This window comes from Allosphingosinicella sp. (assembly GCF_036570505.1).
In the GTDB taxonomy this organism is placed as follows: Bacteria; Pseudomonadota; Alphaproteobacteria; order Sphingomonadales; family Sphingomonadaceae; genus Allosphingosinicella.
This window is the reverse complement of the sequence record NZ_DATCYB010000109.1, coordinates 16,709-29,074: the sequence shown is the minus strand read 5'-3', so window position 1 is coordinate 29,074 and position 12,366 is coordinate 16,709. Positions and strand designations below refer to the sequence as shown.

At 65.4% G+C, this 12,366-nt stretch carries 10 protein-coding genes and 1 pseudogene; 5 read left to right on the top strand and 6 right to left on the bottom strand.

Annotated features, from left to right (window positions below; translation table 11 throughout):
• Positions 1–1,426 (top strand): IS1182 family transposase (locus VIR62_RS13540; protein WP_431872089.1); only part of this gene is annotated, 1,426 nt, incomplete at its 5' end.
• A 214-nt stretch (positions 1,427–1,640) separates the two neighbouring features.
• On the opposite strand, the gene VIR62_RS13535 is transcribed toward VIR62_RS13540, so the two are convergent.
• Positions 1,641–2,012, bottom strand: a complete 372-nt coding sequence (locus VIR62_RS13535) for a VOC family protein (protein ID WP_431872088.1) — start codon at positions 2,010–2,012, stop codon at positions 1,641–1,643.
• Between the two features lie 86 nt (positions 2,013–2,098).
• On the opposite strand from VIR62_RS13535, the gene VIR62_RS13530 reads away from it, so the two are divergent.
• Positions 2,099–3,412, top strand: a complete 1,314-nt coding sequence (locus VIR62_RS13530) for an APC family permease (protein ID WP_431872086.1) — start codon at positions 2,099–2,101, stop codon at positions 3,410–3,412.
• A gap of 196 nt (positions 3,413–3,608) precedes the next feature.
• Here the strand turns inward: VIR62_RS13530 and cpdR are convergent, their stop codons facing one another.
• On the bottom strand, positions 3,609–3,986 hold the full coding sequence (gene cpdR, locus VIR62_RS13525; RefSeq protein ID WP_431872084.1) for a cell cycle two-component system response regulator CpdR: 378 nt from the start codon (positions 3,984–3,986) through the stop codon (positions 3,609–3,611).
• Positions 3,987–4,138: 152 nt separating this feature from the next.
• Here cpdR and VIR62_RS13520 point away from each other — a divergent pair, with 152 nt between their 5' ends.
• The gene (locus VIR62_RS13520) at positions 4,139–5,005 is read left to right on the top strand and encodes an N-formylglutamate amidohydrolase (protein ID WP_431872082.1); all 867 of its coding nucleotides are present in this window, start codon (positions 4,139–4,141) and stop codon (positions 5,003–5,005) included.
• Between the two features lie 194 nt (positions 5,006–5,199).
• Here the strand turns inward: VIR62_RS13520 and VIR62_RS13515 are convergent, their stop codons facing one another.
• On the bottom strand, positions 5,200–6,000 hold the full coding sequence (locus VIR62_RS13515) for a SapC family protein (protein ID WP_431872081.1): 801 nt from the start codon (positions 5,998–6,000) through the stop codon (positions 5,200–5,202).
• Positions 6,001–6,080: 80 nt separating this feature from the next.
• On the bottom strand, positions 6,081–7,535 hold the full coding sequence (locus tag VIR62_RS13510; RefSeq protein ID WP_431872080.1) for an FAD-binding oxidoreductase: 1,455 nt from the start codon (positions 7,533–7,535) through the stop codon (positions 6,081–6,083).
• A gap of 101 nt (positions 7,536–7,636) precedes the next feature.
• On the opposite strand from VIR62_RS13510, the gene VIR62_RS13505 reads away from it, so the two are divergent.
• Together VIR62_RS13505 and VIR62_RS13500 are read left to right on the top strand one after the other, a co-directional pair.
• Positions 7,637–8,086 (top strand): hypothetical protein, encoded by a 450-nt coding sequence (locus tag VIR62_RS13505; RefSeq protein WP_431872079.1) that lies wholly within the window; start codon positions 7,637–7,639, stop codon positions 8,084–8,086.
• A gap of 86 nt (positions 8,087–8,172) precedes the next feature.
• Positions 8,173–9,480 carry a DEAD/DEAH box helicase gene (locus VIR62_RS13500; protein WP_431872078.1) on the top strand — a complete coding sequence of 436 codons (1,308 nt, stop codon included), beginning with the start codon at positions 8,173–8,175 and terminating at the stop codon, positions 9,478–9,480.
• A 116-nt stretch (positions 9,481–9,596) separates the two neighbouring features.
• Here the strand turns inward: VIR62_RS13500 and VIR62_RS13495 are convergent.
• Both VIR62_RS13495 and VIR62_RS13490 read right to left on the bottom strand, forming a co-directional pair.
• Positions 9,597–9,908 (bottom strand): annotated as a pseudogene (locus tag VIR62_RS13495) (GFA family protein); the annotation flags it as partial.
• On the bottom strand, positions 9,812–12,259 hold the full coding sequence (locus tag VIR62_RS13490; protein WP_431872076.1) for an alkaline phosphatase PhoX: 2,448 nt from the start codon (positions 12,257–12,259) through the stop codon (positions 9,812–9,814). The gene VIR62_RS13490 and the pseudogene VIR62_RS13495, both read right to left, overlap by 97 nt.
• Positions 12,260–12,366 lie beyond the last annotated feature (107 nt).

Genomic DNA, 12,366 nt, shown 5'->3' with positions numbered 1-12,366 from the left:
TGTTGAAGGTGTAGATCGTGGTCAGGCGACGCTCTTTCCTGACCGGCTCGAGGATTTCGTCGACGAGCACAACCCGGTCAGGGTGGTCGACGCTTTCGTCGATGCGCTTGATCTTCGTGAGCTCGGCTTTGCCCGTGCGGTGCCGACGACCCTGGGTCGGCCCGGTTATCATCCGGCGGTTCTTCTGAAGCTCTACGTCTACGGGTATCTCAACCGGATACCTTCGAGCCGGCGGCTTGAGCGCGAAGCCTCACGCAATGTCGAGCTGATGTGGCTGACCGGCCGTCTGGCGCCTGACCACAAGACGATCGCCGACTTCAGGCGCGACAACGGCGATGCGATCCGCAGAGTGTGCCGGCAGTTCGTGCTGCTGGCTGGCAAGCTGGGGCTGTTTGGCGCGGCGGTGGTCGCGATCGACGGCTCGAAGTTCAAGGCGGTGAACAACCGCGACAAGAACTTCACAGCGGCCAAGATGGCGCGGCGGCTGGCCGAGATCGAAGCGGCGATCGAGCGCTACATGGCCGAGATGGACGGGGCCGATGCCGGTGCCGCCGAACCTGCCGGCGAGGCCAGGATCGAGCATCTTCAGGAGAAGCTGGCGGTGTTGCACGCCCACATGTCGGAGCTCAAGGCCCTCGACGAACAGCTGCGCGCAGCGCCTGATGGCCAAGTCTCGTTCACCGATCCGGATGCGCGCTCGATGAACGCCAGAGGCTCAGGGATCGTCGGCTACAATGTGCAGGCGGCCGTTGACGCCGAGCACCACCTGGTCATCGCACACGAAGTGGTGACGACCGGCAGCGATCGCGCGCAGCTCAGCGCGATGGGCAAGGCTGCCAAGGACGTGATCGGCTCCGAGAGCCTCGAGGTAGTGGCCGATCGTGGCTACTATAGCGGACCGGAGGTGCTGGCATGCGAGACAACCGGAATCTCCGCCCATGTGGTCAAGCCGGTCACCTCGAACGCGGTCGCGGACGGGCGCTTCGGCAAGGGCGACTTCAACTACGATGCCTCTCGCGACAGCTATCGCTGCCCCGCCGGGGAGGAGCTTACCCACCGCTCCACTGCCAACGAAGACGGCCAGACGATCCGCCTCTACTGGACGAGCGGTTGTAGGGCTTGTGCGCTCAAAGCCCGTTGCACCACCGGCAACCAGCGTAGGGTGCGGCGCTGGGAGCACGAGCATGTGCTGGAAGCGATGGAAGAACGGCTCGCTCGAAGACCTGAGCTCATGCGGCTCAGGCGATCTACGGTCGAGCACGTCTTCGGCACAATCAAAGGCTGGATGGGAGCGACGCACTTCCTGACGCGCGGGCTGGAGAACGTGCGCACCGAGACTAGCCTGCAGGTGCTCGCCTTCAACCTGAAGCGGCTGATCAGCATCATCGGCATCGCCCCGCTGCTAGCAGCAATCAGGGCCGCCTGAGCCCAACCTGACACCACTTGCGATCAAAATCCCGCCCATAAGCAGCCTGGGCGCTCCCTGCCGGCTCCTTAAGATCGCTCAAGGCGAAAAACCGGAAAGTCGCCCCACTCCCCAGGTCCGCACGCCAGAGAACGCCCCCGAAGAGACTTTCCACACAGCCTCGGCCAGATCCGGACCTTGATGGGATGGAGATGAAGGGGTTATCGTTGGCGTCTCAATCCGTTCGCTCGGCATATTCGAACAACTCGACGATATTGCCCGATGGATCCTCCAGCAGGATTTGCCGTCCCGCTCCTGCCTCCGCCATTTCCCCGCGAAAAGACGCACCCGCTTTGCGGAGCCTGGCGATCATGCCGTCGAGATCCTCGGTTTCGATCTGGAACCTGCTCCATCCGCCCGGCTGCGGATCACCCCCGGCCTTCCCAGCGCTGCCGGCACCGGGCGCGTTGATAAATAGCCGCAGGTCGCCACGCGACAGCGCAGCGAATTTGGATGGATTGTGCATCTCGACGGTGAAGTTCAGCAGATCGCGGTAAAAGCTGACGGCTTCGTCGACGTCATTAACGATGTATCTAACGGCTGCCATATGGCGTTCTCCAACGATGATGGCCATGAACGTTGGTCGAAAGACATAGGTCCCTCTTCCCCTTTGCTCCTCAAGGAAGGAGGTCGATGCCCCGCGCACCATCGCAGCAGCTGAAGCGGAACCTCGGCATCGGCGGAGCGACGATGATGGGCCTGGGCTCGATGGTCGGGACCGGCGTCTTCGTGAGCATCGGCGTCGCCGCCGGCGTTGCGGGGCCGGCGGTGATCCTCGCCATCGCCCTCGCCGCCTTGATCGCCACTTGCAATGCGCTGTCGAGCGCGCAGCTAGCCGCAAGCCACGCGGTCAGCGGCGGCACCTATGAATATGGCTACAGGTATCTGACTCCGAGCCTCGGCTTCACGGCGGGCTGGATGTTCCTGTGTGCCAAGACCGCCTCGGCGGCGACGGCGGCGCTCGGGTTCGGCGGCTATCTCCTGCGCTTGCTCGGCGCCGACCTGCAGCTCATGCCATGGCTCGCCGCCGGCGCGGTGGCGCTGTTCACGGTGCTGGTCCTGACGGGCATCCGGCGGTCAAGTGGACTGAACATTCTGATCGTCTCGATCACCCTTCTGGCGCTTGGCTCGTTCATCGTATTCGGGTTGCCCGGGGCCATCGACCGTAGTTCAGCCAATCTTGTCCCGATCCTCCCCGTCGAAGAGAATGGCGGCGTTTCCGCGTTCCTCTATGCCACGGCGCTCATGTTCGTCGCCTATACGGGCTATGCGCGCATTGCGACGCTAGGCGAGGAGGTCACGAACCCCCGACGCACCATTCCGCGCGCGATCATCGTCACTCTAGCCGTAACCGCCATTCTCTACATCCTGATTGCTATTGTTGCGATCGGCAGCCTCGGGGCAGAAAGATTCGCCAATGCGCCCGGCGCACAAGCGACGCCCCTGGAGCTCGCCGCACGCGCCATGGAGGCGCCGCTGCTGGCCTTGCTCGTCTCGGTCGGGGCGGTGACGGCGATGCTCGGCGTCCTGCTCAACCTGATCATCGGCCTGTCGCGTGTCGTCCTCGCTATGGGCCGACAAGGCGATCTTCCACCGTTGTTCGCGCGCCTCAGCCGCGAAGGCACAGCGCCGGCGGCCGCTGTCATCGCCGTCGGCGTCGTCGTGGCCGGCCTCGCCTCGATCGGCAGCGTCGAGACGACCTGGGCGTTCAGCGCCTTCACCGTGCTCATCTATTACGCGATCACCAATCTCGCCGCTTTGCGCCTGCCGCGCGAACAGCGGCTTTTTCCGGCCTGGGTTGCGGTGGCCGGCCTCCTCGCCTGCCTCTTCCTCGCTTTCTGGGTGCCGGTGACCATTTGGGCGGTTGGACTGGCGCTTATCCTGCTCGGCCTGATGTGGAAGCATGTGGTGCCACGCCTCTGGTCATCATCGAATAGGGGCGAATGAAGCATTCGTCGTGGTTTTCACCCGGCAAGGCGACGTGGTCGATCTTCGTTCGCCGAGCAGTCGCGCGCGTTCTCTCACCAGTCGACTGAACCTCTGTTTCTCGACAGTATAAACGGAACGCGGAAGGTCATTTTTTCGGCCGGAAACAGCCACTCAGGCCGGCGGTGGAGGGAGAGCCACAACCTGCCGGCGATCCCTACAACCGCCCGTGCTGGTCCTCGCTCTGGAACAGGCGGTCGACCTCGGCCACCAAATCGCGCAGGTGGAAGGGCTTGGAGAGGACCTTGGCGGTCGGCGCGGTGCTGCCGGCCTTGAGCGCCACCGCGGCGAAGCCGGTGATGAACATCACCCGCATGTCGGGCGCGATCACGGCCGCGCGCTGGGCGAGCTCGATGCCGTCCATCTCCGGCATGACGATGTCGGTCAAGAGCAGGTCGAACGATTCCGCCTCCAGCAGCGGCAGCGCCGCCGTGCCGCGGTCGACGGACTTTACGTCATAGCCGACCTTCTCGAGCGCGCGCGCCAGATAGACACGCATCGAATCGTCGTCTTCGGCCAGAAGGATCCTGATCATCCGTTCTCCGCGGCAGGCAGGCGGCGCGCGCCATTGCCGCCGCGACGGAGATTATGCCCGAAGCTCTTAATATTTTCCAGCCACGCCGGAAGAGACTAGACCGTCATAGGTAATTGCGCCGGCGCGGGACACTGCTACGATTCACGGCAGACATGGTTGATTCCCCCGCCGAGCCCCCCTTCATGCGCGTCGGTCCCGGCATCGCCGCATCGCCGGTGGTGCTTTCGGTGCCTCATGCCGGCCGCGCCTATTCGCCGGCGCTGCTGAAAGCCTCTCGGTTGCCGGTCGCGAAGCTCGAATCGCTCGAAGACAGGCTGGTCGACCGGCTGATCTGGCGGGCCGTGGCGGAGGGTTCGACCGCCCTGGTCGCGCAGACGCCCCGCGCCGAGATCGATCTCAACCGCGACGAGCGCGAAGTGGATGCGGCGATGGTTTCGCCGCCGCCGGCGGCGGGCACCCTGCTCGCTTCCGCGCGGACGCGGGGCGGCCTGGGCCTGGTCCCTTCGCGAATCAGCGGATCCGGCGCGATCTGGCTGCAACGGATGACGGGCGTCGAACTGCGGCGCCGGATCGATGAAGTCCACCGTCCCTATCATGCCGCCCTCGCCCGGCTGCTGGAGGAAGCGCGCGGGCGCTTCGGCGTCGCCGTCCTGCTCGACTGCCATTCGATGCCGTCACGCCACGGCGAGGCGGACAGCCCCGACATCGTCTTCGGCGACCGCCACGGCGCCAGCATCGCGCCGAATTTTCTCGCCGTCGCGGTCGAGGCGGCGGAGTCGGCGGGCTTCCGCACCGAGCGCAACACGCCCTATGCCGGCGGCTACATCACGGCGCGCCACGGCCGGCCGGACCGGAACATTCACGCGCTGCAACTGGAAATCGACCGGTCCGTCTATCTCGGTCCGGACCTGCGCTCGCCGGGATCGGGGTTCGAGAAGACCGCTCGAATGATCGCGGCCGTCGCCGGCGCCCTGGCCCGAAAGGCGCTGGAGCCGGCCCAGGACATCGCCGCCGAATAAAAAAGCCACCTCGCGGGGGGTGCGAGGTGGCCAAGGTTCAGGGAGGAACGCCCATGATCGGGCGTTAACACGCCGCAGCAAAGGGGGGATACCACGACGCATCTTCCTAAAAATAGGAAGGGGTTAACAGGTTTCAAGGAGGCTGGCCGCCTTGCGGCGAAACGGGTTTTCCCCGCGACGGCGCCCTTCGGGCTTCAGGCCTCCGCCGGCGCCGGAGTCGTCTCCGCGGGAGCCTTGGGCCCCTTGCCCTGCTCGACCTGCCGTCCGAAAATCTCCCGGATCAGCGGCATGGAGAAAAGGTGGGCGATGATCAGCGGCAGCATGCCGTTCTGGTTCATCTTCCTGAGTTCGTCGCCGCGCAGCTCCCGCAATTTCTCCTCGGAAACCATCTGGAATCCGCGATAGATGTACGGCGTGGCCTGGCCGGTGCTCGATGAAATCGAGACCTCGCCGTCGATCAGCAGGCCGGCCGCCTTGAGGTCCCTGACGAACGCGCTGGTGCGCTGGGCCGAGGTCTCGAAATCCTCGCAGAATTTGAGGATGGCGTTGGTCGTTTCGCTGGGCTTGCCGTCCTCGAACAGGGCGTTGCCCTCGTCGAACTCGCCGACGAGGCCGCTCTCGCGGTCGAAGCACAGCGAAAGCTCGTCGGAGTCCTGGCGGAGGCGCGCCAGCATGAACGGGTAACGGCGGACATAGGCCGGCACATAGGCATTGTCGACGAGCAGCTTGCCCGACTCGTCGACGAAGACATTGATCCCTTCGTTCAACCCCATCAAAGCGAGGGGCACCGGATTCTCACCGACCGAAAAGACGATCGGGTAGAAGCGCTGGCAGGCTACGAATTCGTCCACCGTGATCGGAATGGCGTGCGCCTTGGCGAGGAAGGGGGCGGTATCGGCGGCGCGTGTCTTGAAGCCCGCATGCTGGTTGCTCGAAAGCGGCTCGAGCTGGTGGTAGAAAAGCGGCAATTGGTTCGTCGGCGCTGCGCTCGCCATGGTCGGTCTCCAGGAGAAAGATGGAAGCAGCCGCGTCAGGCCGCCGGATTTCAGCGCACCGTCTATTGGCGAAGCGCGATTTAGGCAAGGCTCTCCTGAGCATCGTCCAGGGCCGGGACGAGCTTTCCCGGGTTCATTATTCCCTTGGGATCGAGCGCTTTCTTGATCGCGCGCATCGCCGCGAGCCGCGCCGGATCGCCGAGCCGCGCCAGCTCTGACAGGCGCATCTGGCCGATGCCATGCTCGGCCGAGATCGAACCGCCGGCAGCGGTGACGAGGTCGTGGACGAAGGCGGTGACCGCCAGTCCCTCATTCTCGATCCAGCCTGCCGCGGCATCCGTCGGCGCGCGGACGTTGAAATGCACGTTGCCGTCGCCAAGATGGCCGAACGGGACGACGCGGGTGCCGGGAAAGCGACGCTCCACCTCCGCGGCCGCCTCGACCATGAAGCGCGGCATGGTGGAAACCTCCACCGAAATATCGTGCTTGGCGGCCGGACCGTCCTTCTTCTCGGCCTCCGAAATGCTGTCACGGAGGCGCCAGAAGGCCTCGGCCTGCGCCTCACTGGCGGCGATCACGGCATCCTCGACAACGCCAATTGCCAGCGCCGCCCGCAAGGCACGCCCAAATTCCTTTTCCGGATCCGGCGCGACCATCGGCGCCACAGCCTCGACCAAAACATGCCATTCGTGGGTTCCCTGGAGCGGCGCCCGCGTGCCCGAGACATGGCGGAGCACGAGATCGAGCGCTTGCCTGGGCACCAGCTCGAAGCTCTCGACGGCATCGCCCACCGCGTTGTCGAGCAGGCGGAGGAGCGCCAGCGCCTTTTCCGGCGAGGCAAGGCCGATCCACGCTACCGATCTCGATCCAACCGCCGGTACCAGCCGGAGGGTCGCCGCGGTGACCACGCCGAGCGTGCCTTCGGCGCCGATCAGCAGCTGACGAAGGTCGTAGCCGCGATTGTCCTTCTTGAGCGCGGCGAGGCTGTTGAAGACGGAGCCGTCGGGCAGCACGGCCTCGATCCCTTCGACCAGGCCGCGCATCGTGCCGAAGCGGAGAACCTGCGTCCCGCCGGCATTGGTGGACACGAGGCCCCCGATCGTCGCCGAGCCCCTGGCGCCGAGCGACAGCGGGAAGCGGCGACCTACCGAAGCCGCCGCGTCGTGCAGGTGGGCGAGGATGACCCCGGCTTCGGCCACCGCGACATTGGCATCGGCGGACAGGGACCGCATCTTGTTCATCCGACGCATCGACAGCAGCAAGGCATCGCCCTCCGGCCCCGGCGTCGCGCCGCCGACCATCGACGTATTGCCCCCCTGCGGCACCAGAGCCACGCCCTCGTCGGCGCAGAAGCGGACGATGTCGGACACCTCGTCGGTGCTCGCCGGCGACAGCATAGCCGCCGCCGCTCCGTGGTAGCGCCTCCGCCAATCCTCCAGCCAGGGGGCCAAGTCCGCCGAATCGCTGGAGAAGCCCTTGGGCCCCAGGCGATCCCGGAGAGCGGCGAGCAGCGCGGGCGAGGGATGATTGGACATGGCGCGCGGGCAAGATAGTAAGGACGGCCTGGGGGGGCGAGCAAAATTAATCGCATGTTCAAGGGCAGCAGTGGATGGCCGCCAGCGATGGAGCTCCGGCTGTGATCGATTGGAGCGCGGCAGCGCTGATGCTGATGTACATGGGCGGCGGCGAGGCCATCCTCGGCGCCCATGAACCTCTGCAGTTCGCGCAAATGTCGATCCGACGTCAGATCATCATCCGCGTTCCGGTGCGTGTCCGCAAGGCCGCGCCGGATGCACCCAAGGTCGAATGGACCGAGAGCCGCGGCCCCGACTGCGTCGAGGCCAAGTCCATCGCCGGCGCCGCCCTGCTCGGCCAGAACAGCGTCGACCTGCTGCTGCGCGACAGCAGCCGCATTCGGGCCAAGCTGGAGAATAGCTGCCCCGCCCTCGATTATTATTACGGCTTCTACATCAGCCCCAACGCCGACGGGCGGATCTGCGCCGATCGCGACGTGATCCGCTCGCGCATGGGCGGGCAGTGCGAAATCGACAGCTTCAGGAGGCTTCGGCCCGCCCCGCGGGGCTGACCTTCGCTTGACTTTTGCCCATGGCTCCGCACAAGCCCCACCTTGAAGCAGCTTGATCGATTGAGCGCCATTTTTCCGGAACCCGCATGACCTTTGCCGATCTCGGCCTTTCAGACGAATTACTCCGCGCCGTAAGCGAATCCGGCTATGACGAGCCGACGCCGATCCAGCGCGGCGCTATCCCGTCCGTATTGATGGGCCGCGACATAATCGGCATCGCCCAGACCGGCACCGGCAAGACCGCCGGCTTCGTTCTGCCAATGATCGACATCCTGGCCGAAGGCCGCAGCCGGGCGCGGATGCCGCGCTCGCTGATCCTGGAGCCGACCCGCGAGCTCGCCGCTCAGGTCGCCGAGAATTTCGAGAAATACGGCAAATACCACAAACTTTCCATGGCGCTGCTGATCGGCGGCGTCAGCATGGGCGATCAGCAGAAGGCGCTTGAAAAAGGCGTCGACGTACTGATCGCGACCCCCGGCCGGCTGATGGACCTGTTCGGACGAGGCAAGATCCTGCTCACCGACTGCAACCTGCTCGTCATCGACGAGGCGGACCGGATGCTCGACATGGGCTTCATCCCGGATATCGAGGAAATCTGCACCAAGCTGCCGGCCAAGCGGCAGACCCTGCTCTTCTCGGCGACTATGCCGGCGCCGATCAAGAAGCTGGCCGACAAGTTCCTCACCGGTCCCAAGACGATCGAGGTCGCGCGTCCCGCGACGGCGGCCGCCCTGATCGATCAGCGCCTCGTCCGTGTCGACGCGCGCAAGAAAAAGGATGCGCTGGTCGACCTGCTCCGCAGCGAGGGCGTGAAGACGGCGATCATCTTCTCCAACCGAAAAACGACGGTGCGGGAGCTCACCACCAGCCTCAAGCGCCACCGCTTCAAGGCCGGGCAGATCCATGGCGACATGGAGCAGCCGGAGCGGATCAAGGAGCTCGACCGGTTCAAGGCCGAGGAAATCAACATCCTAGTCGCTTCCGACGTCGCCGCGCGCGGGCTCGACATCAAGGGTGTCAGCCATGTCTTCAACTTCGACGTGCCCTGGCAGCCTGACGACTATATCCACCGCATCGGCCGCACCGGCCGTGCAGGCGCGACCGGCACCGCCATCACGCTCGCGACCGCGCAGGATGCCGACCAGCTCGCCGCCATCGAGAAGCTGATCGGCGCCCCGATCCCGCCGATGACAGGCGCGGCCGAGCCGGAGCCCGAGAAGAAGCCGGTGAAGAAGGCCCGGGCCAGGAAGGCCGCCGAACCCGAAGCCCGCAAGCAGGCCCCTCCCGCGCCCGAACCGCGGCGCGAGGAAGAGGCTTGCGATCCGGAGCCGGCGCCGGCCGACGAAGGCTGGAACGGCCCCGTGCCGAGCTTCCTCGCCCAGAGCGCGGGCTGAACCCTAGTCGCGATCGAGCGGCTGCTCCGTCTCGAACCGCAGCCACGAATGGCGGCGGTTCTCGTAGACTGAGAAACGCGGTTCCGGAAATTCCGGGTCGGCGAATGTCCCCACCGAATCGAAATCAGGCCGGGCCGGCGCTCGATCTCGTAGGCGACCGTGACGCCGCACGACGGGCAGAAATGACTTCGCACCCAGAATCCGTCGTCGGAGCCGCGCTCGAAGGCCCTGCGTTCGCCCTCGATGCGGACCTGATCCGCGTGAAAGGTGGCGTTGAGGCTAAAGGCGCTTCCGGTCCGCCGCGGCTGCGGAAGCGGTGGCCGGACGCCGCTTACAGAGCCACGATTCCGCCGTCGTCCTTGGTGATGACGATGGTCGCCGAGCGCGGGCGCGACGAGGCGGAGTTGTCGGACTGGCTCGCCGGCCAGTTGCTGTTCCCGTCCTCGCCGGGATGCTGGATGTTGACGAACAGCGCGCGGCCGTCGGGCGTGGAGTCGATGCCGGTGATCTCGCACTCCTTCGGTCCCACCAGGAACCGCCGCATGTTGGTGCCGGGGGCCTGGCCGACGTTCGTTGCCTGGCTGGCCATTGCGCCGCCCGCTCCGACATTGGTGATGGTGACGGGCCCGCCGTCTCCGACCTGGCCCGGCATGGCGGCGAGCATCATGCAATTGGTGACGTCGGTATAGGCGCCGTCGTCAGTCTGGATCCAGAGGACCGGATTGACGAGACCGGCAGGGTTGCTCGGCCGCGAGAACCACAGGCCGTCAGGACTGGAGAAGTCGTTCATCGCGTCGAGCATCGAGATGTTGACATTGTTGGGATCGAGATCGGCCCCCGCTCCGAAGGCGTAGATATCCCATTCGAAGCCGCTCGCTTCGCCACTGTCGCCGGCCTCCTTCATACGCAGGATATGCCCGTTGGGATTGCCGAACTGGTCGTCGCCTTCTTTCAGGTCGTTGTAATGGCGCGGATTGGGGGCGTCGGTGCCGTTCAATGGGCGTTTCGACGCGTTGCTGTTGGTCAGCGTGAAGTAGATTTCGCCGTTGACCGGATTGGCCGCGCTCCATTCCGGCCGGTCCATCGGCGTCGCGCCGAGCGCGTCCGCGGCGAGCCGGGCATGGATGAGGACGTCTGCCTGATCCTGGAAGGAATAGTCCGCGTTACCCGGAGCGAGCGGTCCTTGCCCGAAGACCAGCGGCAGCCATACGCCCGTGCCGTCGGCACTGAAGCGCGCGACATAGAGCGTGCCTTCGTCCAGATATTTGTCGCCGATCGCAAGTCGATCGTCCGACTGGGCATCGCTCTCGGTCCAGGGCGTCGAAGAGACGAACTTGTAGATATATTCGCCGCGGCCGTCGTCGCCCATGTAGAAGGCGGGGCGCCGGCCGGCGGTGAAAAGTCCGGGCCAGCAGCCCTCATGGCCGAAACGGCCGAGCGCCGTGCGCTTGCGAGGCGCTTTCGAAGGATCGTAGGGGTCGATTTCGACGACCCAGCCGAACTGGTTAGGCTCGTTGCGGAAATCCTCGGTCGCGTCGGCTGCGCCAGGGTCGACGGTCGCGTTCCAGCGCGAAAAGACGGTGTTGTCGGGATCGGCGGGCTGGACGGTCGTCCAGGCGAAATTCCCACCATTGCCCTCGCTGACGCCGTAGCGGCTGAGCGCCGTCGCCTGTGCCGGCGTCCGGGCCGCGTCATCGCCATAGTCGCGTCGGAAATAGTAGGCCCAGTTCTCCTCGCAGGTGATGTTGGTGCCCCAGGGCGTGAAGCCGTTGGCGCAGTTGTTGATCGTACCCCGACCCGCGGTGCCGTCGGGAGAAAAGCGCGTGCGCATGTTCGGGCTGCCGCCAGCAGGCCCGTTGATGTCGACCTCGATCAACGGCGTGACACGGCGGTTCAGGGCCGAACCCTGCGCATAGGTCCAGCCGCCGGCGGCGTCGCGATTCACCTCGACGACGCTGACGCCGTGCGCCTCCATCTCCTTCAGCGCCTCCGCCTCCGGGCGCGGCGCCGGACTCGGACCGCTCGGATGCAGGAAGTCCTGGGTGATATTCTCATGATTCATCACCAGGAGGCCGCGATTGCTGTTGTTGTCGTCGCGGCCGTTCCCCGATGTGGAGAGGCCATAATAATAAAGCGCGTCGTGATGATCGCCGGCGCGGCCGTCGAAGTCGCTATCGCTGCCATTGTTGGAGTAGGCGGATACGCCCGCCTTGATGGGATCGCCCAGTCGATAGAGAACGGTGACGCTGTAGCCTTCCGGCACGATCACCTTGTCGTCGAGGCTCTTCGCCACGGCCTCGAAGCCGAGGCGGGCGGGGCTGACGGTGACCGTGCTCTCGTCGGAACTCTCCCGTCCGCGCGCGTCGGTGGCGGTGAAGCGGAAAACCAGCGGCGTCGAATCGGCGACGCTGGGCGCGATGAAGCTGGCGGTGGCGGTGTCGGCATTGGTCAGCACGACCTCGGGGCCCGACACCTGCTCCCATCCCGCCGAATCGGGATCGCCGCCCGTGGTACCGGTCAGGGCGACGACTCGCCCGGAATTCGTCTGCGCGTCCTGGCCCGCATCGACATTCGGGCTGCCGCCTTCTTTATCGTCATCGCAGGCCGCAAGCAGGCTCGTCGAAAGAACGGCGGTGGTCAGGGCCGCGACACCCCCGAACATCGTCTGACGCCGCGAATAGCGCTCGCTGACGATGCTGGCGAAAGGCGTATTGCCAGAGAGGTTGGTGTCGACATCTCCGTCCGAATAGCCCATTGGAAACATATGTGAATCGTCCATTGCAAGCCCCTGTCGATGCGCCTGTAGCGAAGGACTTGATGGACGACGGCCGTGTCAGCGGGTCGCGCCTTTCAAAGACTCAACCAATGCGGGAATGTGACAGCTGG

Coding starts and splice junctions, on each gene's coding strand:
- VIR62_RS13535 (WP_431872088.1), bottom strand. CDS start 2,012: ATGGCAGCCGTTAGATACATCGTTAATGACGTCGACGAAGCCGTCAGC.
- VIR62_RS13490 (WP_431872076.1), bottom strand. CDS start 12,259: ATGGACGATTCACATATGTTTCCAATGGGCTATTCGGACGGAGATGTC.
- cpdR (WP_431872084.1), bottom strand. CDS start 3,986: ATGATCAGGATCCTTCTGGCCGAAGACGACGATTCGATGCGTGTCTAT.
- VIR62_RS13520 (WP_431872082.1), top strand. CDS start 4,139: ATGGTTGATTCCCCCGCCGAGCCCCCCTTCATGCGCGTCGGTCCCGGC.
- VIR62_RS13500 (WP_431872078.1), top strand. CDS start 8,173: ATGACCTTTGCCGATCTCGGCCTTTCAGACGAATTACTCCGCGCCGTA.
- VIR62_RS13510 (WP_431872080.1), bottom strand. CDS start 7,535: ATGTCCAATCATCCCTCGCCCGCGCTGCTCGCCGCTCTCCGGGATCGC.
- VIR62_RS13515 (WP_431872081.1), bottom strand. CDS start 6,000: ATGGCGAGCGCAGCGCCGACGAACCAATTGCCGCTTTTCTACCACCAG.
- VIR62_RS13530 (WP_431872086.1), top strand. CDS start 2,099: ATGCCCCGCGCACCATCGCAGCAGCTGAAGCGGAACCTCGGCATCGGC.